The sequence below is a fragment of the Phytobacter sp. MRY16-398 genome (assembly GCF_003925915.1).
Lineage (GTDB): Bacteria > Pseudomonadota > Gammaproteobacteria > Enterobacterales > Enterobacteriaceae > Phytobacter > Phytobacter diazotrophicus.
The window spans coordinates 4,612,141-4,635,096 of the sequence record NZ_AP018756.1; the positions used below are offsets into that span (position 1 = coordinate 4,612,141).

Consider the following 22,956-nt stretch of genomic DNA (forward strand, 5'->3'; position numbering starts at 1 on the left):
GGCAGTTCCCTTTGGGAAAACAAGAAATTACAGCGCCTTCATGGTGCCTTTCGGCAGAACGGCAGCTACGAAGTCACGTTTGATAACCACTTCGGTGGTATCGTTCAGCGCGATAGCAATGTAGCCAGTTTCCGCTACTTTGGTTACGCGACCAACCAGACCACCGTTGGTCAGCACTTCATCACCTTTCGCGATGGAGTTCATCAGATTTTTATGTTCTTTGGTGCGTTTCTGCTGTGGGCGAAGGATCATGAAGTAAAAAATCAGACCAAACACCGCCAACATCAGGATCAGAGACATCGGGCTCTGGCTGCCACCTGCCGCGCCGCCTGCCGCGCCGCCTGTTGCTGCTACCGCATCAGAAATAAAAAAGCTCATTCAAATTCCCTCATTATTAAAATTAAGCAACATTCAAAGGCGGAACATCTCGCCCCTGACGTTGGTAAAAATCGGTCACGAAGCTCTCTAATTTACCCTCTTCAATAGCCTTACGTAAACCCGCCATCAAGCGCTGGTAGTAACGCAGGTTATGAATGGTATTGAGTCGCGCGCCCAATATTTCGTTGCAACGATCGAGATGATGCAAGTAAGCGAGGGAATAATTGCGACAGGTGTAGCAATCACACTCAGGGTCGAGTGAACCCGTATCGCTCTTATATTTCGCGTTACGGATTTTCACCACGCCGTTGGTCACAAACAGATGACCATTGCGGGCATTACGTGTTGGCATAACGCAGTCAAACATATCGATGCCGCGACGAACGCCTTCTACCAAATCTTCTGGTTTACCCACGCCCATCAGATAACGTGGTTTATCCGCCGGTATTTGCGGGCAAACATGTTCCAGAATACGGTGCATGTCCGCTTTTGGTTCACCCACAGCGAGACCGCCGACAGCGTAGCCATCAAAGCCAATCTCTACCAGACCTTTCACAGAGATATCGCGTAAATCTTCGTAAACGCTCCCCTGAATGATGCCAAACAGCGCATTCGGGTTTTCCAGCGAGTCGAAACGGTCACGGCTGCGTTTTGCCCAGCGCAGCGACATCTCCATTGAACGTTTAGCGTAGTCCCAGTCTGCCGGGTACGGCGTACATTCATCGAAAATCATGACGATATCGGAGCCGAGATCGTACTGAATTTCCATGGATTTTTCAGGATCGAGGAAGATCGGATCACCGTTAATTGGGTTACGGAAGTGCACGCCTTTCTCGGTGATCTTACGAATGTCACCCAGGCTAAAAACCTGGAAGCCGCCGGAATCGGTCAGGATCGGCCCTTTCCACTGCATAAAGTCATGCAGGTCGCCGTGCAATTTCATAATTTCCTGACCCGGACGCAACCACAGGTGGAAGGTATTGCCGAGGATAATCTGCGCGCCAGTGGCTTCCACTTCTTCCGGCGTCATCCCCTTAACGGTGCCGTAGGTGCCGACAGGCATAAAAGCAGGCGTTTCCACTACGCCACGATCAAACACCAGACGGCCACGGCGTGCGCGACCATCGGTGGTATCCAGCTCAAATTTCACTTCATTTCTCCTGCATCAGAGAGACAGTCTGATGGTTAACAATTCACCCCGGCATCACGCCAGGGTGCTAATAGTGCCCCGGCTGGCGCTATCGCTTAGCCGGGCTACGACGGTCAGGGGAGATCACTCACCCGGACGTTCATTAATTGCCTGCGGATTGTACGTGATAAACATCGCATCACCGTAACTAAAAAAGCGATATTTGTGCGCAACCGCTTCCTGGTAGGCGTGCATGGTGTGCTTATAACCAGCGAAAGCCGAAACGAGCATAATCAGGGTCGATTCCGGCAGGTGGAAATTGGTCACCAGCGCATCGATAACCTGATATTGATAGCCCGGAAAAATAAAGATTTGCGTATCGCCAAAGAAGGGCGCGATCAATGCATTTTTCGCCGCCTGCGCCGCGCTCTCCAGCGAACGCACGGAGGTGGTCCCCACGGCGATAACACGATTGCCACGCGCTTTGGCCGCCAGCACCGCATCGACAACCTCCTGCGGCACTTCGGCGTACTCAGAGTGCATAATATGGTCTTCGATGCTGTCCACGCGCACCGGCTGGAAGGTTCCCGCCCCGACGTGCAGCGTGACGAATGCCATCTCAATCCCCTTCTCGCGCAAACGCGCCAGCAGCGGTTCATCAAAATGCAGACCGGCGGTGGGCGCCGCAACCGCACCCGGCTTCTGGCTATAGACCGTCTGGTAAAGCTCACGGTCAGCGTCTTCGTCAGGACGGTCAATATAAGGCGGCAGCGGCATATGGCCGATGGCGTTAAGAATATCAAGCACCGGACGTTCGTCGTTAAATTCCACTTCGAACAGCGCATCATGACGGGCCACCATAGTGGCATGGATGCTCTCGTCATCGCCCAGCAACAGTTCCGCACCCGGTTTCGGTGCTTTAGAGGCACGGATGTGCGCCAGAATGCGCTTATCATCAAGCATACGCTCAACCAGCACTTCAATCTTACCGCCGCTGGCTTTGCGCCCGAACAGGCGCGCCGGGATCACGCGGGTATTATTGAAGACCAACAGGTCGCCAGGATTCAGTTTGTCGAGTAAATCCGTGAACGTACCGTGCGCAAGCGCGCCTGTCGGCCCGTCCAGCGACAGCAAGCGGCAACTGCTGCGCTCAGGCTGCGGATAATGGGCAATCAGGGATTCAGGTAATTCAAAGGAAAAATCGGCAACGCGCATGACACTAACTCGAGACGTAAATAAGAGGCGGGTAGTCTAGTGCCGGGGCGTTCTCCCTGCAACCTTTACCCCTCCGGAGAGTTCATATACTCTAAATAATTCGCATTACAAATGGCGGCAGCACAGGAAATTCCCAATCATCGCTGGTGAATGACCCACGCCGCTACGATATGCGACCTGAACAAAAACGAGTATAACGATGAATTTTCTCGCACACCTGCACCTGGCTCACCTCGCCAATAGTTCGCTTTCCGGTAATTTGCTGGCGGATTTTGTTCGCGGCAACCCGGATGAACTCTACGCGCCCGACGTGGTTTCCGGCATCCATATGCACCGCCGTATCGACGTACTGACCGACAATCTGCCGGAAGTCAAAGAAGCGCGCGGCTGGTTTCGTCCTGAAACACGCCGTGTCGCGCCAATCACGCTTGATGTGATGTGGGATCATTTCGTCTCGCGCCACTGGGAGCAGATCTCGCCCTCAATGCCGCTTAGCGAATTTGTCGGCTACGCGCATGCACAAGTCAGTGTGATCCTGCCGGAGGCGCCGCCACGTTTCGTCAATTTAAATGACTATTTATGGTCGGAGCGCTGGCTGGAGCGCTACCGGGAGATGGATTTTATCCAGCGGGTGCTAAACGGCATGGCCAGCCGCCGACCGCGACTCGATGCCCTGCGTGACTCGTGGCAGGACCTGGATAACCACTACGAGGCGCTGGAAGAGAAGTTCTGGCAATTCTACCCACGCATGATGGCGCAGGCAGAAGCCAGAACGCTGTAATTACGCCTTCTCTTTCACCTCGCGCCAGATGCGCAGCGCCATCCATGCCAGCGCCAGTACCCCCAGCACCAGCGCGGCCCAGACCAGGCCGGTAAGCCACTGGCTACGCTGCTCAATCGGTGAGATGGCGCTCAGACGCGCTTCACCGCCCAGTTTTACCTCGTCGCCGACCCACGCCTCTGGCAGGCTTTCCGGCGCATGCTTCTGGCGTAAAGCCGCAGGAATCAACGCATCGAGATCCGTTGCCACGCTTTGCGCCGCTTTATTCCCCCACGCCAGAATGTACGGGCCGCTCCCCTGGGCATTAAAGATAAGCGTCTGGCCTGGTCGTAGCCCTGTCAATTGCGGCACGACTTTCGGCAGGTGAGCGTTGACCGTTGTCACCTGAATCTCCTGCACGTTACCCACCGTGACGGGGATTGGCTCTGATATCTGGTTATTTAAATTCCACAGCACTGTTTTCGTAAGCGGTCGCCACGCCTCATCGGCGCCGGAGCGCCAGGCGATCTCTACCGGCAGCGTACCCTCCTCTTCCAGACTCAGGGAAATGGAGGTCACAGGCTGCGGGCTGGCCCAATGGTAAAGCGCCTTATCCTGCGAGAGCGCACGCCCGGCGGCTGGCAGGGCCACATTCGTTATCTCCGTCGATTGCGGGTTTTCTATCACCACTGCGCGGGTAAGCGTGACAGGCAACTGCGGCTTATCAAACACCAGCAGTAAATAGCGCGGGGTATTGGTAACCATCGAAAGAGTAATGTTGATGGTATTCAGCGTCAGGCGATCGCTGCCGCTCGCGACGTCCATCAGCGGCGCATCCGCCTGCATTAAATCCCACTCTTTCATATCACTGCTGTAGTAGAGCGATGCTTTCCCCTGCCAGTTCACCGCCGGTTTATCCCAGCTAAGCTGAAGCTGTGTGACGTTCTGTCTTTGCACGTTATCCGGCAGCGCCAGCAGATAGCTCTCGCCCATCGTGTTAATGCGTTCCCCTTCAAGCTTGATTTCATAACCCTCCGGGGAGCGCAGCCAGACCCGTTCCCCGGAATCTGACAGCTTTTCAACAGGTGAAGCTGCAAGAGGGAAAAGGCGTAAAGCCTGCTCCTTCGGCGCGGGCTGCGCCTCCTGCTGCACCTGGAGCGTAAAGGGCACACGCTCACCCTGATGGTTAAACACCCGAACATCGCGCAGATCGGGCCAGACGCTTTGCTGGTAAACGTCGTCGGGTAACGCAACCCGGTACCAGGGCGATGAGGCCGCTGTCGTAAGCGACCTGCCCCAGGCATAATCCTGCGGCGACTCCGGGGCGGTTTCCTGGGCAAGCCCCGGTAACGCTGCGCACCATAACGCGCCGGTAAAAATCGCTATCTTCCATTTCATGATTTTTCTTCCTCGCTGAACGCCTTCGCCCCTTTAGGCGGTAAGGGAGAGAAATACCCCACGATTAACACCAGCACCGCCACGCCAATAAAGGCGATAGCCCGCGCCAGGCCGCCACCGCCCGCGCTGTCTACCAGCATTAACTTCACGATGACAACCCCTAGCAACGCCGCGCCGCCGAGCCACTGGTGCCGTGACCCACGCCGGGTAGCCAGCAGCATCACCACCAGCGCACCCAACATCCAGAACAGCGCGAAACTGGTCTGAATCAGACGCGAATTCCACAGGCTTTCGCTATCCCAGTCCACACCGCCATAGTGCGCAAGCAGGCGCAGCAATAGTCCGTTAATCCACCAGAAAGCCAGCGCCAGCAGCGCAGGTGCAACCAATGGCGTAACGGTCGCAGGCAGGCGCGGCCGCGCATAACGACACCAGAACCACACGCCGAGCAGCGCGAAGGCTGCCCCCTCTTCCAGCGGATTAACCAGCGGCAGATAAAGGGAGTGAATAACGCGCCCGTCATGCATATTGCCTGCCACCAGCAGAAAAACTAACAGCGGGATAAGCGGCAGCGGCCCCAATTGACCATAGAGTGCAGGCCAGACGCGTAGCGGCCAAATATTGCGACGAATGCCGCCGTGAAGCAGCAGAATAACAATGCCGCCAGCCGCCATCGGCAAGCCGATACGCCAGGCATCCATTCCCCAGGGCAGTGCATCAACAAACCAGAAAAGCTCGGTTCCCGCCGCCAGTAAAATCATCCACAGCAGCGAAATATGAAGCCCTTGCGACAACCGGGCAGGAACTCTGCGCTCCCGCAATAACAGTAAGTACGCCGAGGGCAGCGCCACGCACCAGGCGAGGTTTTGCCAGCCCGCCCCCAACAATTGTCGCTCGATAGTCAACTGCCAGAGCAAAACCACCAGCATCACGGGCCAAAGCAGCCATACAGCATAGTGCAACGCCCGCCAGTGAAGCCGCCGTGCCATATAGCGCCAGCCCCAAACCGACAGCGCCAGCAGTCCCAGTACCGCCGCCGGAATGCCTTTATTGAGTATCCAGTCAGACGCGCCCCAGAGCGCCACCAGCCAGAAGGCGATACCGCCCGCCAACAGCACCAGGCTGCCTGGTGCCGGCAGGCGACGCCACAATCTGGCGGCAACCAGCCAGGTCGCGCTCAATACCGCAAAAATCACCATCACCGAGAACGCCGTTGTGCCGTCGGTCATCGCCCATAGCGCGCTGCCGAGCGCCAGTACCAACAAACCCGTACCGCTATAGCTCATGCGACGCTGCCCTTGCATCACGCCAAGCCACAGTACGCCCAACCCTTCCAGCGCCCAGGCCATCGCAGTCCAGCGGGCTGAAAGCGCCAGCGGAATAGCAAGCGTGGTGAATGCGCCGCCAAGTGCCAGCGCCGCCAGAACAAGCGGTTTTCCCGCCGCAGAAAAGCGTTTTACGGCGCTCCAGGCCAGCAGCATATAAAACGCGCCGTAACCCAGCGCACTGAGTGCCGGGCCATATGTCAGGTGCTGTGTGATGGCATATTGCATGCCAAACCCTATCAGCGGCGGGGCAAAGAGCAGCACGCCATCGATAATGCGCTTGCCTTTCTTTTGCGCACGCAATGACAGCGCCACGCTCAATACGCCGAAGATCAACAGATTAGCAATCAGGAAGAGCTGGCAGCTCAGGTAGTACTGAGGCCGGTAGTCGGCGATACCCCACACTCCCCCCACCCCGAAGGTGAAGAACATCCCCAACAGGTTGAGTTCGCGCCAGTGCTGCCAGACGCTGATCGCCAGGATGCCGACAGACAGTAATAAATAGAAAGAGAATAACGTGACATGACTGCCGCCGCCCGAAGACAGCAGCAGCGGCGCGGCGTAACCGCCCAGACTCGCCAGCATGGCCAGACTCAACGCGCGCTGTAGCACCGCCAGCCCGACGCTGGCCGCGCAAATTAGCAATAACAGTGCAAACGCCAGCGACATGGGGAGCATCTGCCACAGTCGAAACGCGCCAAAGACCGTTAAATAGAGCGCACCTGTTGCACCACCTTGTAGAATTAAGGCAAAAACAGGCTGCTTGTGTCGCAAACGCCAGCCGAGGAATAACAGCGCCATCGCACCCAGCGCGGCAACGGCCAGACGCAGCTCCAACGGGAAGAGCGAGCGTTCAACGCTATAACGAAAGAGAAAGGCCAGCCCAAGAAACAGCAGGATGATACCCAGCTTTGCCAGCGGGTTTCCTTGCATAAACCAGCGCAACAGCGCGGTGACCATACCACCAGCCTGGCTGCCAGACGCGGGCTCCTCGCGTTCCGGTAGGGTAACGGAACCTCTGGCCGACACGGTTGCCGCTGGTGTCCCTCGCGCCCAGACATTCACCGGCGCCGGTTCGATAGGAACCGGTTCGGGTTCAGGCGTTGGCTGCGGTTCCGGAACTGAAACCTCAGGTACGACAACATCAGGTACGATAACCTCAGGCGAGTCAACAGGAGAAGCGGTCTCCTGCGCTGCAGGCGCATGTCCCGGCGCATAACCACTCATCTGCTGTTCAAGCAGAGCCACGCGCTGGCGCAGGCGCGACAGCTCATCTCTGGCCGCATTACTACGCCGGTAAGCCAGAATCGACATTACCGGGATAACCACCAGCAATAGAAACAACACAGTACAGGCTATCAGTACCAGTCCATCCATGATTTCACCTTCATTCCGGAGCGTGCATATACTTTGGCACAAAGTATCGGAATTGCGCTATTCCCGCTGCGCTTTCTGGTAGGTGTTAGTTCCCCTGCCACACAGAGGCAGAGATTGCCGGTAAGGACAGCACCCCATCCTGCAATGTGCCCTTGCCCTCTTTACCGTGCCAGACTTTGACATCCAGTAGCGGCGATTCCGGCAGGACAACTTCGCAGGACTCGCCACGGTTAATCGCCACCAGCACCCTTTCTTGCTGATACAAACGCAAAAAGATCACCACGTTCCCTTCGGCGTAGATAACCTGACAGCCGCCGTAACAGAGCGCCTGGCTACGTTTGCGCAGACGGGCCAGCCGCTGATAGAGCGCCAGCAGTTCCGTGTCCTGTTTCGCTTTATCCCACGGGAAGGGTTTGCGGCAGAAGGGATCGTTGGCACCGTCCAGCCCAACCTCATCACCATAATAAATGCAGGGCACGCCGGGCCAGGTAAACAGCCAAACCACCGCCAGCGGCAACCGGGCCACATCTTTCCCCAACACCGTTTTAAAACGCGGTGTGTCGTGGCTATCCAGTTGGTTGAACATGCGTAACTGTTGCTGATGCGAAAGCCCGGCGCGGTAGTTATCCATCCACACCATGCAGGTGTGCGCATCAATACGCTGGGGATCCATCGAAATATCGGTATTCGCCAGAAACGCCCATACCGGAAAGGTAAAACCGCGGTAGTTCATGGCGGCGTCTTCCACGTCCGCCTGTAGCCACTGGCGCGCATCGCCGAAATGCTCGCCGACGATATAGGCCTCAGGCAGTGTCTCTTTGGCGGCTTTGGTTATTCCGGCGACATGTTGCAGGTTATTGCGCGCACCGCCCCCCTCACCCAGCATGTGCACCACATCCAGCCGCCAGCCATCCATATTCCAGGGCGCTTTCAGCCAGTGACGTACCACGCTGTCTTCGCCCTGGTACATCTCGTCCACCAGAGTTTGCGCATGGTAGTCCAGCTTTGGCAGGCTGGAATAGCCCAGCCAGTCACGCGCGCGGCCATCCTCATCAAAACTGTACCATTCACGCCATTCGGAAGCGGGGTTATGACAGGCACCAGTGGTGCCGCGGTTGTGTCGGTCAAACCAGGCATGTGAATCACCGCTGTGATTAAAGACCCCGTCCAGTACCAGACGGATCCCCAAACGATGGGTACTCCGACGCAGGCGAAGCAGTGCCTGATCGCCGCCGAAACGTGCGTCCACGTGACGGTAATCTTCCGTATCGTATTTATGCACACTGGGGGCGACAAAGACCGGGTTCAGATAGAGCGCAGTTACGCCCAGTTCATGCAGATAGGGCAGCTTTTCACTGATACCGTCCAGCGTGCCGCCATAAAAGGTCGAGCCGCCGGCCTCGCCGCTCAACGGTTCATCCCAGTCGCGCAGCACAATCTCCTGGCCTGCGGCGTGGTGATAGTAAACGTTGTTCTGTTGATCTGGATGCTGTTCACTACGAGCAAAACGATCGGGGAAGATCTGATAGAACACCTGTTCTGCTACCCACTGCGGCCCACTGTCAGGGGAATCGACGGCGAATTGCTCCAGCCGTGCAGGGGGAAACGGGCTGAACCCCTGCGGGGTAAACCAGAGCTGGCGGTCGTCCCACAGTAGCTTAAAGCTGTAACGACGCCGCGGCTGGCCACTTTGCAGTGAGATGGCTGCACGCCAGGCCGTCACACCAGATTTTGGCGCCAGGCGGACCCGCCGCATCGGTATCGAGGTCTCTTCATTATCTATCTCGGCCCGTAACGTGACGCGAGACGGAGGCTTACTTCCGGTTAGCCAGAGTGTCATCACCAGTTGGTCTTTGTTCTGTTTTACAAATGGCGCGACAGGCAGATGCCAGGCTTGCAACATCGACTTTCCCCTATGTCAAAAATGACCTCACTCTTGCACAAATCTCGTCTCGACAGCTCATCTTTTCTGCGTTTTTATGGGGTTGAGAACCAGGGCGCAGAAAACTCGCTGCGCATATTTTTCGCAAAGCCAAATGTGATCCGCCGGGTTTCATGCCGGGTACCGTCGATGATGATGGCGCTCTCGCTGGCTTTTGTTACCAGCCTGCTGTGCGGCCTTTCGCATTATGGCAATGGTCCGGGGTGTATTTCGGGCATCAAGCTTCTGACCGCATGCAAAAGCGCTTTACCTTATCTGAAAAATTGAGAGGGATGTAAACGGACGTAGTGCATTCCGTTTACCATTCCCAGCGAATCAGGGTGATTTTGCTGTTTGTTTTTTAATATTTGATAAAGGATGATCAATGAAGTTAACTATTTTCACGTTTACCTTGCTGGCGGCTCTAAGCGGTTCCGTCTTCGCTGAGGATAATATTCAATTCGTTTCGCAAATTGACAACATAAAAATGACCAGCGGCGCATTAGACAGAAAAGGTGGTCTTATAAGTGCTGCAAGAATTTATCTCAGTAGCGATTCGCCCTGTCATAAAGATACGATCTATATGACTGCCGATTCATTAAAACTGTCGCAGGATGATTATAAAAAGCGACTTAACGAAATCTGGCAGAAAGCGGACAATGAATATTATTTCCGTTTTACCGCATCATCTTGTGATAGCGAAGGCTCGCAGATGGCCAGTAATATTGAAGTCTGTAATAAAGATATATGTGACAGCAAATTCGTGGTTGACGACACGATACTGTGGGTTGGCGGCGATCTCTCACAGTTCTATCTCGTCAACCGCAATCAAGCCGTTGATGATGCTAATTTCTTTATCCGGCTTCCCTTGACCGAAGGTAAAAATAAAAATACCTGGAAAGTCACTGGCTGGTATCTTGGTGATAATCTTGATACCTCTGGCGAAGGTAAAACAAAAGCCTTTGAAGGCTATACGGATACACCTGATTTCAGCTCACAAAAATTTATCGGCCCCTTTACCGCCTGGCATCGTTCAGGCCAAAAATCGGCACAGTTTACCTATGACGATAACGGCTATCGACAGGGGGAAATGAATTCCTGGCATGAAAACGGCAAGCCCTCTCAGAAATTTACCTATAAAAACGGCGCGCCGGATGGCAAATTCCTCGAAAGGAATGAGAACGGCACGCTAGCAAGTGAAAGTACTTTTAAAGACGGCCATCATACTGACGGCCCATGCAAACATTATGGCAGCAAGGGAGAGCTGCTGCGGGAACACAGCTACCGCAACGGCGAATATGATGGAAAATACATTGATTACTTTGCTGACGGTAAAATAAAGCTCGAAAACTTCTATAAAGAGGGAAAATTAGTCGGCGATAGCAAAGAGTTCTACGCCAATGGTCAGCTTCGGATCCTGAGACAATATGACCAACAGGGCAACAAAGAGGGGCTCCAGGAAGTTTATCTTGAAAACGGTACCCTAATATCCAAAGAAATCTACAAACAGGATAAGCATATCTCTGCTGAGAGGTGGTATCAAAACGGCCAAAAAGCATCCCTCAAACAGTACGATGAGAATGGCAAAAAAAATGGTAAGCACCAGAAATGGACTGAAAACGGCCAACTTATCAGCGAGGAAGAATATAACCATGGCAAGCTGTCACTGGATAAAAAGTGGACAAAAACTGGCGCCCCGGTAAGCGAGGTTATTTATAAAAAAGGAAGCAACCAGAGTGTCAAAAAGCACTGGAGTATAAAAACCGGCAAACTTATCTCCCAGGCGCACTACGACGACTATCAACAATCAGGTCCCTCTAAAAAATGGGACGAAACCACCGGTAAACTGATCCTCGAAACAAGCTACAAAGAGGGCTTCGAGCATGGTCTGCGTAAAGAATATGATCCACAGACCAGTGAGTTGATACTGGAAAAATGGAGTGAAGGTTTATCTGACGTTAATAAATTTGTTAACAACCAACCGTCCATTAAGAAATATAAAAGTGGCAAGCTGATCGCTGCTGGCTGCAATATAACAACGCTTCTTGAAGATCCCGATGGTGTGAAGGCGCGGGCTAAAAAAGGTGACATCAAAGCACAGGTTCAGCTTGGTCAGTATTATGACGGCTGTTCTGAATTTAAACAGGCTGAAACCTGGATGCTAAAGGCCGCGAAGCAGAAAAACGGCGAGGCGCTGGACTGGCTCGCTCAGCTCTACCTGAAGGGCCAAAAGGATGTCATTGCACAAGATATCCCGAAATATCTGCAGTACAACGAGCAGGCGGCAGAAGCAGGCATTGCTCAGGCGCAGTATCGGGCGGGGATAGATTTTCTGCCGCCTGAGGTTTGCCAAAAAGTGATGTCCAGTTGCGATGCCAAATACCGCTATCCAACCGCTGACATGAAAAAAGCGCTGTACTGGCTAAATAAAGCGGCAGAACAGCAAGAAGATAGCGGCGCGTTAGAAATACTTGCGTCGCTATACGGCTATGGTTTTGGCGTTTCGCAGGACGGTAACAAAGCGTTGGCCTATTACGGCGAGCTCGAGAAAAAATACCCTGAAGCAGAGTATATTCAGAAACAAATCACAAAGCTTAAAGCCTATTTAGCCGCATCCGGGCAATAAGCAGTATGTTATGACGCCCGGGTAATGCTTACCCGGGCGTCTTTTTATTTATTGAGAACGGGTTTTGCCTTAAACATCCAGCCAATCAGTAGCAGAACAATCCACGCGAAACCCACATACAGCGAAATGCGCGTGTCTGGGTGCCAGCCAATCAGGGCGATAATAAAGACCAGAAAAACCAGGCCAGCCACGGTGGTGGCAACACCGCCCGGCACTTTGAATTTCAGGGCATTCACTTCCTGTGGCGACAAACGACGACGGAAGGCAATTTGCGACAGCAGGATCATGATCCATACCCACACGGTGGCGAATGTCGCCAGCGAAGCAATCACCAGGAAGACGTTTTCCGGCATGATGTAATTGAGGTAAACCGCAAACAGCAGCGCGATGGTCATCACCATTACCGTGACCCACGGAATGCCGCGACGGGACGTTTTGGCAAACACTTTGGGCGCACTGCCCTGCTCCGCCATACCGTGCAGCATACGCCCCACGCCAAACACATCGGAGTTAATCGCCGACAATGAGGCTGTCAGTACGACGAAGTTAAGAATGCTGGCCGCGAAAGTGATCCCCATATGCTGGAAGGTCAGTACGAAGGGGCTACCGTCGGTCCCTACCTGGTTCCACGGGTAGATAGACATGATGACAAACAGCGTGCCCACGTAGAACACCAGAATACGCATCGGTACGGAGTTGATTGCACGCGGAATAGATTTCTCAGGGTCTTTCGCTTCCCCGGCGGTGATGCCGATGATTTCAATACCGCCGTAGGCGAACATCACCATTTGCAGCGACATCACCATCCCCAACCAGCCGTTACTAAAGAAACCGCCGTTAGTCCACAGGTTACTGATACCGGTAGGCTGGCCGCCGTTGCCAATCCCCCAGATGATGATGCCAAAACCGGCGACAATCATAATGATGATGGTAGCGACTTTGAAGAAAGAGAACCAAAACTCCAGCTCACCAAAGACTTTCACGCTCATCAGGTTGATGGCGCAGATGATCAGCACCACGCTGAGCACCCAGATCCAGTGCGGTACGGCGGGAAACCAGACCCCCATATAAATGCCAAAGGCGGTCACATCGGCAATCGCCACAATCAGGATTTCGAAACAATAGGTCCAGCCGGTGATATAACCGGCCAATGGCCCGAGGTTTTCCTGCGCGTAGCGGGAAAATGAACTGGCGGACGGGTTGTGTACTGACATCTCGCCCAGCGCGCGCATGATGATATACGCTGCCACACCACCGATGATATAGGCCAGCAATACGCTTGGCCCGGCCATTTTGATGGCATCGGCTGAACCGTAAAACAGCCCGGTGCCAATCGCCGACCCCAGGGCCATAAAGCGAATGTGCCGGGTACTAAGACCTCGCTTTAGTTTGTTCGTACTTTCCATGGTTTCCTGTTCCAGGATCTAAAAAAAACAAAAAACCACGGGACTTTACGTCCCGTGGTTAGTAAACCTTATTGCGCAATTAATGGGCGCTGGATGTCACCTGACGCCCGGCGGCACGATCCCAGCACACAGCCAGAGCCACCATCACCACTGTTGGCATCAACCAGGCCAGCCCCTGCTCTGCCAGCGGTAGACGCTGAGTCCAGTCCGGAAGCATATCGCTAAATGCAGATGCTTTGATACCGTCCAGTACGCCAAACGCCAGACTGATGAACATCGCCGGTGCAATTACGCGGGTCGAATTATGCCACCAGGAGCGCGTAAAGCTTAACACCACAAGTGCGATACACGGCGGATAAATCATTGTCAGCACCGGAATAGAGATTTGAATCAGATGACTCAGACCAAGATTCGACACCGCCATGGAGAAGATCCCCAGGATAAACACCAGCGCACGATAAGAGAGCGGCAGATATTGCGAGAAGAACTCCGCGCAGGCGCAGGTCAGCCCCACAGCCGTAACCAGGCAGGCGATAAAAATCAGCGCAGCCAACAGGAGGCTGCCAGCGCCACCAAAGGTATGGGCAACATATGCATGCAAAATCGCAGCACCATTGGCAGACTGATCCACCAGCGTCGAGCTATCAGAACCCAGACGGAACAGCGCCAGATAGAGCAGCGTCAGACCGACACCGGCCATCAGGCCAGCCCAGACGGTATAGCGGGTCAGCAAGCGGGCTTCTGTTACGCCACGTGAACGTGCCGCATTAACGATAACGATGCCGAACACCATCGCGCCCAGCGTATCCATGGTGAGATAGCCATTCACAAAACCGTTCGAGAACGCCGCATGCTGGTAGGCATCCATCGCATGGCTAATCGGACCGGCTGGCCAGATGATAGCGGCAACAGAGAGAACGATCAGCGCGATAATTTTCAGCGGCGCGAGAAAATTCCCGACGGTATCCAGCAACTTGCCCGGATAGAGCGACACCAGAATGACCAGCGCAAAGTAGATAATGCTGTAAATCAGCAGCGGCAGTGAGCCTTCACCGGTCAGCGGCGCAATCCCCACCTCAAACGATACCGTCGCGGTACGCGGCGTGGCAAACAGCGGCCCCACGGCAAGATAGCAGACGGTGGCCAGCAGTACGCCGGCTACTTTACCAATCGGCGTGCTGAGGCTATCCACCCCTCCACCCACTTTCGCCAGCGCGACGACCGTCAGCACCGGCAGGCCCACAGCGGTAATCAGAAAGCCAATTGAGGCAGTCCAGACGTGCTCGCCCGCCTGCAAACCAACCATCGGAGGGAAGATGATATTTCCGGCGCCGACGAACAACGCGAAAGTCATAAAGCCCAGAGCAACAATGTCTCGTGGTTTTAAATGATGGGTCATAAACGTTTACTGCCTGTGGATGTGATGTTGTAAGTGTTGAAATTTTCGCCTTATTTCAGCGGAACATTACGGCGGAAATAACCTTTAAACGTAGCGGGAAACACTTCCCGCGCTGCGTGACGGAGAATAGTTTTTCGATTTACCACGCAAATACAGTCGGTCTGACGACATACGGGGCGCAATTTAAACGCTTATAACGTTTAAAGGCAATAAGGGATCGCAAAACCAGATGGTTATACCAACTCTACAATAAATGCCAGATGAAGATACTGTATATAAGAAAAACGGATGGCTAATCATGCGAACAAAAAATAGTCAGAGACATAATCTGTTTGAAGATTCGGGAAAAACGAAGTGTGAAAAGCGGGTCTATGACAGAAGTGGAAAGAAAAACTGACACCTCAGGTGTCAGCTTGCGTTCTTCACGACGAGACGTGCGGGCAATGTAAAACTGAAACGGGTGCCTTTACCCGGCGTACTGTCGATTTCGAGCTTACTTTCGTGATGGTTAAGCGCGTGTTTTACGATAGCCAGCCCCAAACCGCTACCACCGGTTTGCCGGGAGCGGGCTTTATCAACGCGGTAAAAGCGCTCTGTCAGGCGAGGAATATGTTCAGGCCCAATCCCCGGCCCATTATCTTCAACGATAAACTGTGCGCCAGAGAGCGCACGCTGCCAGCGCACGGTAATGTGTGTTCCCGCTGGCGTATGGTTCACGGCGTTATAAACCAGATTGGAAATCGCGCTGCGTAGCTGATCCTCATTCCCCAGCACTTTCAGGTCGTTGTCGACCACGAATTCAAGCTCATGCTTCTTTTGGCTTAACGTCTGCGCCTCGCGCTCCACAACACGCAGCATCATCGGCACATCTATAATTTCATTCGGCGGTAACGTCGGCGCCGCTTCTATTTTGGATAATGTCAGTAACTGTTTAACCAGACCTTCCATTCGCGATGTCTGCTCACGCATGGTGTGCAGCGCCTTGTCACGCGGCGGCCCTTCCAGCGTCTGCTCCTGCATCATTTCCAGATAGCCCTGCAATACCGTCAGCGGTGTGCGTAGCTCATGGCTGACGTTGGCAAAAAAGTTACGCCGGGCCCCTTCAAGCTGATGCATTTGCGTGACGTCACGCGCCACCATCAATAACTGCTGCTCGCTGTAGGGCATCACGCGGATCTCCAGATGGCGACCATTGTTAAGCACCAGATTAAGCGGGCGGGTGAAATCTTTCGTTTTAAGATAGCGGGTAAATTCCGGATAACGCAGCAGGTTGAGGATGTTTTGTCCGTTATCGTCCGGCCAGCGTAGATTCAGCAATTGCTGTGCCAGGCCATTACACCAAAACATCGTCCCCTCTTCGGTGATCATCACTAACGCATCAGGTAGCGACTCCGCGCCACTACGAAAACGTTTGATCAGATTACCCAGCTCACGACGGCGTTTTTTATTACGCATCTGCATCTGGTGCAGACCATAAAGCAGGGGTTCCCAGCTTCCCGTGCCCGGCGGCGGCGTCATACTTTTATCGACCCACAACCACCAGGAAAGACGCATTAAATTCCAGAAATGCCAGGCCAGTAACCCGGTGACTGCCACCAGTAAAAACCAGGGCAGATAACCAAAGAAAGCGCCGAGCAGTGCAGCGGGTAGACAACAAAGGATGAGTTCGAGTACCAGCCTTTTCCATGACAGCCGTTCCAGCACGCGTCACACTCCTTTCAGATTTTAGAAACGGGTCGAGAAACGATAACCCGTGCCGCGAACGGTTTGAACCATACGATCGTGGCCGCTGTGTTCCAGCGCTTTACGCAACCGGCGAATATGAACATCCACCGTGCGGTCTTCAACATACACATTCGTTCCCCAGACATGGTTCAGCAGTTGTTCGCGGCTATACACACGCTCAGGATGCGTCATAAAGAAATGCAGTAGCTTAAACTCCGTCGGCCCCATGTCCAGAGGATTTTCACCGGTCATTACACGGTGAGAGCTCGGATCAAGGCTCAGGCCCTGCATTTCAATGACTTCTTCTACCGCCATCGGCGAGATACGACGCATGACAGCCTTAATACGTGCCACCAGTTCCTTGGGCGAAAACGGCTTAGTAATGTAATCGTCCGCGCCCGTCTCAAGTCCGCGCACGCGGTCTTCTTCTTCACCACGGGCGGTCAACATCATCACCGGGATATCACGGGTCATCGCTTCACGCTTGAGATGTTTAATGAACTGAATACCTGAGCCACCTGGCAGCATCCAGTCGAGCAAAATCAGATCGGGCCAGGGTTCATTAAGTTGGTTCACCGCGCTGTCATAGTCTTCCGCTTCGACAGGTTGAAAGCCGTTTTGTTCGAGCACGAAACACACCATCTCACGGATTGGCGCTTCGTCTTCTACGACCAGAATGCGTCTTGCCATAATTTGCCCTGTTTAAATTAAGTCATCAGCTAAGTGCGGCGCCATTATGCGTCACTTTTGTGACAGATTTATGAAACAAATGACCAACAGGTGACCCAAGCCTTTGTTTTATGACAGTGGGAAATTCTTTCACTGGCGGCTCGTGTGCCCCTGAATGTTATAATCGCGTTTACGCTTTTTTGCCACGGAACCGCTATGCGCATCCTTCATACTTCGGACTGGCACCTGGGTCAGAACTTCTACAGTAAAAGCCGCGCCGCCGAACACGACGCTTTCCTCACCTGGCTGCTGGCCACCGCTGAAGAGCACCTGGTCGACGCCATTATTGTCGCGGGCGACATCTTTGATACCGGCTCCCCGCCCAGCTATGCGCGCGAGCTGTACAACCGTTTTGTGGTGAAATTACAGCAGACGGGTTGTCATCTGGTTGTGCTGGCAGGTAATCATGATTCAGTAGCCACCCTTAATGAATCGAAAGATATTCTTGCGTGGCTGAAGACAACCGTTGTTGCCAGCGCAGGCAGCGCGCCTTTTTATTTACCGTTGCGTGACGGCTCGCCCGGCGCGGTTTTCTGCCCGGTGCCTTTTTTGCGTCCACGCGACATCATGACCAGCCAGGCGGGACTTTCCGGGCAAGAAAAACAGCTACATTTGCTGCAAGCCATCACCGATTACTACCAGCAACAGTATCAGGCCGCCTGCGAATTACGCGGCGACAGCGTGCTGCCGATAATCGCCAGCGGGCATCTGACCACCGTCGGTGCCAGTAAGAGTGACGCCGTACGTGACATCTATATCGGTACGCTGGATGCCTTCCCCGCGCAAAACTTTCCGCCTGCGGATTACATCGCGCTTGGGCATATTCACCGCCCGCAAAAGCCAGGTGGGCAAGAGCATATCCGCTACTGCGGCTCGCCTATCGCTCTGAGCTTTGACGAAACCGGTAACAGCAAGTATGTCAATCTGGTGACATTTTCAGCAGGAAAACTGGCGGATGTGACAGCGCTGGAAGTCCCTGTTACACAGCAACTGGCGGTCATCAAGGGTGATCTTGAGTCGATTCGTCAGCAACTTGAGCAGTGGCGTGGCAGCCCAACCGACGCTCCCGTGTGGCTGGATATCGAGATCGCGACCGAGGATTATCTGAGCAACATGCAGCGAAAAATTCAGGCACTCACCGCCGATCTGCCGGTCGAGGTGTTATTGGTTCGCCGCAGCCGCGAACAGCGGGAGCGCATCCTCGCAGGTGAGCGCCGCGAAACCTTAAGCGAGTTAAAAGTGGAAGAGGTTTTCGCGCGTCGCCTGGCGCAGGAGGAGCTCGATGACATTCAGATTGCCCGCCTGCAGTCGCTCTTTTCCGAAACGCTCCACTCGCTCAATCAGGAGCATGACGTATGAAAATCCTCAGCCTACGCCTGAAAAACCTTAACTCATTAAAAGGCGAATGGAAGATTGATTTCACCGCCGAGCCGTTTGCCAGTAACGGCCTGTTTGCCATCACCGGGCCAACCGGCGCCGGGAAAACGACCCTGCTGGATGCCATCTGCCTGGCGCTCTATCACGAGACACCGCGTCTGAATACCGTTTCACAGTCGCAGAATGATCTGATGACCCGTGACACCGCCGACTGCCTGGCAGAGGTCGAATTTGAAGTTAAAGAGGTCGCTTATCGCGCATTCTGGAGCCAGAGCCGTGCGCGTAATCAGCCGGACGGTAATTTGCAGGTTCCGCGTGTAGAGCTGGCCCGCTGTGCAGACGGCAAGATCCTCGCCGACAAAGTAAAAGACAAACTGGAGCTAACCGCCGCCTTAACCGGGCTCGATTATGGCCGTTTCACCCGCTCCATGTTGCTCTCCCAGGGGCAATTCGCCGCGTTTCTCAACGCCAAACCGAAAGAGCGCGCAGAACTGCTCGAAGAACTGACCGGCACCGAAATCTACGGGCAGATTTCTGCCGACGTGTTTGAAAAACATAAAGTCGCCAAAATCGAGCTGGAGAAACTGCAGGCGCAGGCCGAAGGCGTGGTTCTGCTTACCGATGAGCAGCGGGAATCCCTGAATGCAAGTGTGCAGGCACTCACTGACGAAGAACAGCGTCTGTTAGACGGGCAGCGGAGTGTGCAGGCACAACTGAACTGGCTTATTCGCAGCGGTGAACTGCAAGCCGCCTGCGACCAGGCACACAAAACCCGGCAGCAGGCACAACAGGCACGCACTGCCGCCGAGCCTCAGTTGGCGCGGCTTGCGCGGGTTCAACCGGCCCTGCTGCTGCGGCCCGTCTGGGAGAGGTTACTGGAGCAGCGAAAAGCACAGGACAGCAGTCGTCGCCAGAATGAAGAAGTAAATACTCGCTTACAGGCGAGCCTCGCGCTGCGGGCCCAGATCCGCGCCAGCGCCGCACGCCAGCATCAGGAATTGATGGCGTCGCAAAAAACACTGTCGCTCTGGCTTGAAGACAACAAACGCTTCCAGCGCTGGCAGACCGAGTTAACCGGCTGGCGGGCGATGCTAAGCCAGCAGGAAGATGACAAAAAGCCGTGGCATGCCCTGCAGGAACGCATTCAGCAAAACGAGTACAAATTACGTAATCTGATGACCGTCTCGCTGGAGATGACCACCGATGAGGTTAACGCAGCGATGACGCTCTGTGCGCAGAACCGCCCGCTGCGTCAACGCCTGACCGCCCTGCATGCACGTTTTGCCCCGCTACAAAAACATCTCGCCCAGCGGCAGCAAAGCCTGACCGAATTGAAAGCTGAGCAGGAAAAACTGACGGCCGAGCTGGCGCGTAAGCGTGAGCTTTATAAAGAAAAAAACCAGTTGCTGACGGATGTTCGCACCCTTTGCGAGCTGGAAGACCGCATCCACAGCCTGGAAAGCGAACGTGCCCGTCTGCAACCGGGTCATCCCTGCCCGCTTTGTGGTTCGACATCGCACCCTGCGATTGCTGAATATCAGGCCATCGTCCCCGGCGTGAATCATGCCCGCCGCGATGCGCTGGATCTCGAAGTCCGTCAGGTAAAAGAGGATGGCGTGGCACTCAGCGAGCGTCTGAAGGGGATAAGTGAGCGCATTGAAAAAGACGACCGCGAAGCGAAATCACTTCGCGAGCAGGAGCAAACGCTTACCAACGAGTGGCAGGAATTGTGCCTGACGTTGAATGTCACCCTGCGGCCGCAGCAAGACATCTCCAGTTGGTTAAGCGCGCAGGATGCCTACGAACATCAGCTCTACCAGTTGAGCCAGCGTTTGACATTACAAAGCCAGATCAACGAGTTGCGCCTGCAGGTTCAGCAATACCAGCAGGCGGCAGAGGCGCGCCGGACCAGTCTGGCCGCGATGCTGGAACCACTGGGGCTAACACTGCCGCCAGAAGGTGAAGAGGCACAATGGCTGGCAGCACGCACCTCCGAAGCGGAACTCTGGCAGGAAAAACAGAGCGCATTTAGCGCATTGCACGAGCAGATTGCACAACTAACACCGCTTCTCGACACGCTGCCGGAAGAAGCTGTTCCGGACGCGATAAAAACCGTTGCCCTGGACAACTGGCGGCAGGTACATAACGATTGCGTGTCGTTGCACAGTCAGTGGCAAACGCTACAACAGCAACTGCGACATGAGACGGAGCGCCTGGCTGAACTGGAGAAACAGTTTGCCGATGCGCTGGCAAACAGTGAGTTTGCCGATCGGGAAGACTTTCTTGCTGCGCTGTTGAGCGATGACGAGCGCGCGCGCCTGGAGCAGCTTCGTCAGCGTCTCGACCGTGACGAACAACAGGCACAGGTACTGGTCGCCAACGCTGAACAGGCTCTCGCGGCGCATAGCGCGCAGCCTCCTGCCGCCCTGACTGACGATACGGACGCCGAAAAATCCCGTGAAGCGCTGGAGTTGCTGGCCCGCCAGTTGCGTGAAAACACCACCCGCCAGGGGGAGTGCCGACAGCAACTAAAACAGGATGCAGACAATCGCCAGCGCCAGCAGGCGCTGATGCTGGATATTGAACGCGCGGCGCTGCGCTGTGACGACTGGGGGCATCTCAACGCGCTGATTGGCTCAAAAGAAGGGGATAAATTCCGTAAATTCGCCCAGGGATTAACTCTTGATAACCTGGTGTGGCTGGCCAACAATCAATTGAACCGCCTGCACGGGCGCTATCTGCTTAAACGCAAAGTCAGCGAAGCGCTGGAGCTGGAGGTCGTCGATACCTGGCAGGCCGATGCGATACGCGATACCCGCACCCTTTCCGGCGGCGAAAGTTTTCTTGTGAGCCTGGCGCTGGCACTGGCGCTGTCGGACCTGGTGAGCCATAAAACCCGCATCGACTCACTCTTCCTCGATGAAGGTTTCGGTACGCTCGACAGCGAAACACTGGATACTGCCCTGGATGCGCTAGACGCACTGAACGCCAGTGGAAAAAACATAGGCGTTATCAGTCACGTTGAGGCGATGAAGGAGCGTATTCCGGTGCAGATTAAAGTCAGGAAAATTAACGGGCTGGGTTACAGCAAGCTGGATAGCGCATTTTCGGTGCCACACACGTAACCAGTGAATACCCGGATGCGGCGCAAGCACCTTATCCGGGCTAGCGAACGTTTCGTTTTTGAGAGTAACCAGACCACAATTTAGTCGCCCCGGCTGGCACAGCGCCGCCGGGGCGTCGTTAATTTACGCCTGTGGCCACAGCCATGCCGCACCACGCACACCACTGGAATCACCGTGCAGCGCTTTACGGATCGGGGTTTCACACTCACCGCCGAAAACCCAGTTTTTCACCAGATTTGGCACGGTTTTATACAACCGTTCGACATTGCTCATCCCGCCGCCAAGCACAATCACATCCGGATCGAGAATATTCACCACGTGGGCCAGCGACTTCGCCAGACGCAGCTCATAACGGCTTAACGCCAGCTCGGCAAGCGGATCCTGCGCGTCCACCAGGCGGATGATTTCATTGCCTTTAAGCGTGTGCCCGCTTAAGCGCTGATAATCGGTGCCAAAGCCCGTGCCGGAGATAAAGGTTTCGATGCACCCTTGCTTGCCGCAATAGCACGGCACCTCTTCCCGATAACGCAATTCATCTGCATCCATCCACGGCAGCGGATTATGCCCCCACTCACCCGCCGTCCCGTTGCCGCCGATATGCGAGCGGCCATTAAACGCCAGACCCGCTCCGCAGCCTGTACCGATAATCACCGCAAACACGGTCTGCGCACCGGCCGCTGCGCCATCCACCGCCTCAGAAACGGCCAGGCAGTTAGCGTCATTCGCCAGACGAACTTCCCGGTTTAAACGTTGGCTTAAATCTTTATCGAACGGCTTACCGTTGAGCCAGGTTGAGTTGGCATTTTTTACCACGCCCGTATAGGGAGAAATAGAGCCGGGGATCCCCATACCGACGGTGCCCGTTTGCCCGGTTTCTTTCTCAGTCAACGCCACCAGAGAGACCAGCAGATCAAGGGTTTGATGGTAATCACGCGGTGTCGGCTGACGATGGCGAAACAGCTCGTCGCCGCTATCGCTGAGCGCAATGATTTCCGTCTTTGTGCCGCCTAAATCGATACCAATACGCACATAATGCTCCTCATAGTTGGACAACGCATTCACATGC

At 54.7% G+C, this 22,956-nt stretch carries 16 protein-coding genes; 5 read left to right on the forward strand and 11 right to left on the reverse strand.

Annotated elements, in window-relative coordinates; all coding sequences use genetic code 11:
• Positions 1-27 precede the first annotated feature (27 nt).
• From yajC to queA, 3 genes are all read right to left on the reverse strand, one after another.
• Positions 28-378 (reverse strand): preprotein translocase subunit YajC, encoded by a 351-nt coding sequence (gene yajC, locus MRY16398_RS22660; RefSeq protein WP_125125224.1) that lies wholly within the window; start codon positions 376-378, stop codon positions 28-30.
• A gap of 22 nt (positions 379-400) precedes the next feature.
• Entirely contained in the window at positions 401-1,528 is a 1,128-nt protein-coding gene (gene tgt / locus MRY16398_RS22665) for a tRNA guanosine(34) transglycosylase Tgt (RefSeq protein WP_041852534.1), read from the reverse strand.
• Positions 1,529-1,651: 123 nt separating this feature from the next.
• Positions 1,652-2,722 (reverse strand): tRNA preQ1(34) S-adenosylmethionine ribosyltransferase-isomerase QueA, encoded by a 1,071-nt coding sequence (gene queA / locus MRY16398_RS22670; RefSeq protein WP_041852535.1) that lies wholly within the window; start codon positions 2,720-2,722, stop codon positions 1,652-1,654.
• Positions 2,723-2,921: 199 nt separating this feature from the next.
• On the opposite strand from queA, the gene acpH reads away from it, so the two are divergent.
• A complete protein-coding gene (acpH, locus tag MRY16398_RS22675) occupies positions 2,922-3,503 on the forward strand; it encodes an ACP phosphodiesterase (protein WP_071195845.1) in 582 nt (193 codons plus the stop codon).
• Here the strand turns inward: acpH and MRY16398_RS22680 are convergent, their stop codons facing one another.
• The 3 genes from MRY16398_RS22680 to malZ form a co-directional block, all read right to left on the reverse strand.
• Positions 3,504-4,880: a DUF3999 family protein gene (locus MRY16398_RS22680; RefSeq protein ID WP_041852537.1), complete on the reverse strand. Its 1,377-nt coding sequence runs from the start codon at positions 4,878-4,880 to the stop codon at positions 3,504-3,506.
• Positions 4,877-7,582, reverse strand: a complete 2,706-nt coding sequence (locus MRY16398_RS22685; RefSeq protein ID WP_125125225.1) for a DUF2339 domain-containing protein — start codon at positions 7,580-7,582, stop codon at positions 4,877-4,879. Before MRY16398_RS22685 ends, MRY16398_RS22680 begins: the two co-directional genes overlap by 4 nt.
• A gap of 85 nt (positions 7,583-7,667) precedes the next feature.
• Positions 7,668-9,485 carry a maltodextrin glucosidase gene (malZ, locus tag MRY16398_RS22690; RefSeq protein WP_125125226.1) on the reverse strand — a complete coding sequence of 606 codons (1,818 nt, stop codon included), beginning with the start codon at positions 9,483-9,485 and terminating at the stop codon, positions 7,668-7,670.
• A 168-nt stretch (positions 9,486-9,653) separates the two neighbouring features.
• Here malZ and MRY16398_RS30700 point away from each other — a divergent pair, with 168 nt between their 5' ends.
• Positions 9,654-9,791, forward strand: coding sequence for a hypothetical protein (locus tag MRY16398_RS30700; RefSeq protein WP_172600612.1), 138 nt, complete (start codon positions 9,654-9,656; stop codon positions 9,789-9,791).
• Between the two features lie 97 nt (positions 9,792-9,888).
• Complete coding sequence (locus MRY16398_RS22700) at positions 9,889-12,129, forward strand: hypothetical protein (RefSeq protein WP_125125228.1); 2,241 nt, start codon at positions 9,889-9,891, stop codon at positions 12,127-12,129.
• Positions 12,130-12,173: 44 nt separating this feature from the next.
• Here MRY16398_RS22700 and proY read toward each other — a convergent pair whose 3' ends face one another.
• From proY to phoB, 4 genes are all read right to left on the reverse strand, one after another.
• Complete coding sequence (gene proY / locus MRY16398_RS22705; RefSeq protein ID WP_041852542.1) at positions 12,174-13,535, reverse strand: proline-specific permease ProY; 1,362 nt, start codon at positions 13,533-13,535, stop codon at positions 12,174-12,176.
• A 79-nt stretch (positions 13,536-13,614) separates the two neighbouring features.
• The gene (gene brnQ / locus MRY16398_RS22710; RefSeq protein WP_125125229.1) at positions 13,615-14,934 is read right to left on the reverse strand and encodes a branched-chain amino acid transporter carrier protein BrnQ; all 1,320 of its coding nucleotides are present in this window, start codon (positions 14,932-14,934) and stop codon (positions 13,615-13,617) included.
• Between the two features lie 408 nt (positions 14,935-15,342).
• The gene (gene phoR, locus MRY16398_RS22715; RefSeq protein ID WP_125125230.1) at positions 15,343-16,638 is read right to left on the reverse strand and encodes a phosphate regulon sensor histidine kinase PhoR; all 1,296 of its coding nucleotides are present in this window, start codon (positions 16,636-16,638) and stop codon (positions 15,343-15,345) included.
• 21 nt (positions 16,639-16,659) lie between these two features.
• The gene (gene phoB / locus MRY16398_RS22720; RefSeq protein WP_041852545.1) at positions 16,660-17,349 is read right to left on the reverse strand and encodes a phosphate response regulator transcription factor PhoB; all 690 of its coding nucleotides are present in this window, start codon (positions 17,347-17,349) and stop codon (positions 16,660-16,662) included.
• A gap of 195 nt (positions 17,350-17,544) precedes the next feature.
• On the opposite strand from phoB, the gene sbcD reads away from it, so the two are divergent.
• Both sbcD and sbcC read left to right on the forward strand, forming a co-directional pair.
• Entirely contained in the window at positions 17,545-18,747 is a 1,203-nt protein-coding gene (sbcD, locus tag MRY16398_RS22725; protein WP_125125231.1) for an exonuclease subunit SbcD, read from the forward strand.
• The gene (gene sbcC / locus MRY16398_RS22730; protein ID WP_125125232.1) at positions 18,744-21,890 is read left to right on the forward strand and encodes an exonuclease subunit SbcC; all 3,147 of its coding nucleotides are present in this window, start codon (positions 18,744-18,746) and stop codon (positions 21,888-21,890) included. Before sbcD ends, sbcC begins: the two co-directional genes overlap by 4 nt.
• A gap of 123 nt (positions 21,891-22,013) precedes the next feature.
• Here the strand turns inward: sbcC and mak are convergent, their stop codons facing one another.
• Positions 22,014-22,919, reverse strand: coding sequence for a fructokinase (mak, locus tag MRY16398_RS22735; RefSeq protein WP_071195852.1), 906 nt, complete (start codon positions 22,917-22,919; stop codon positions 22,014-22,016).
• Between the last annotated feature and the right edge of the window lie 37 nt (positions 22,920-22,956).

What these genes read in the sequence shown, in the direction of transcription:
- yajC (WP_125125224.1), bottom strand. Translation starts at nt 378, where the DNA reads ATGAGCTTTTTTATTTCTGATGCGGTAGCAGCAACAGGCGGCGCGGCA.
- queA (WP_041852535.1), bottom strand. Translation starts at nt 2,722, where the DNA reads ATGCGCGTTGCCGATTTTTCCTTTGAATTACCTGAATCCCTGATTGCC.
- acpH (WP_071195845.1), top strand. Translation starts at nt 2,922, where the DNA reads ATGAATTTTCTCGCACACCTGCACCTGGCTCACCTCGCCAATAGTTCG.
- MRY16398_RS22680 (WP_041852537.1), bottom strand. Translation starts at nt 4,880, where the DNA reads ATGAAATGGAAGATAGCGATTTTTACCGGCGCGTTATGGTGCGCAGCG.
- MRY16398_RS22685 (WP_125125225.1), bottom strand. Translation starts at nt 7,582, where the DNA reads ATGGATGGACTGGTACTGATAGCCTGTACTGTGTTGTTTCTATTGCTG.
- malZ (WP_125125226.1), bottom strand. Translation starts at nt 9,485, where the DNA reads ATGTTGCAAGCCTGGCATCTGCCTGTCGCGCCATTTGTAAAACAGAAC.
- MRY16398_RS30700 (WP_172600612.1), top strand. Translation starts at nt 9,654, where the DNA reads ATGATGATGGCGCTCTCGCTGGCTTTTGTTACCAGCCTGCTGTGCGGC.
- MRY16398_RS22700 (WP_125125228.1), top strand. Translation starts at nt 9,889, where the DNA reads ATGAAGTTAACTATTTTCACGTTTACCTTGCTGGCGGCTCTAAGCGGT.
- proY (WP_041852542.1), bottom strand. Translation starts at nt 13,535, where the DNA reads ATGGAAAGTACGAACAAACTAAAGCGAGGTCTTAGTACCCGGCACATT.
- brnQ (WP_125125229.1), bottom strand. Translation starts at nt 14,934, where the DNA reads ATGACCCATCATTTAAAACCACGAGACATTGTTGCTCTGGGCTTTATG.
- phoB (WP_041852545.1), bottom strand. Translation starts at nt 17,349, where the DNA reads ATGGCAAGACGCATTCTGGTCGTAGAAGACGAAGCGCCAATCCGTGAG.
- sbcD (WP_125125231.1), top strand. Translation starts at nt 17,545, where the DNA reads ATGCGCATCCTTCATACTTCGGACTGGCACCTGGGTCAGAACTTCTAC.
- sbcC (WP_125125232.1), top strand. Translation starts at nt 18,744, where the DNA reads ATGAAAATCCTCAGCCTACGCCTGAAAAACCTTAACTCATTAAAAGGC.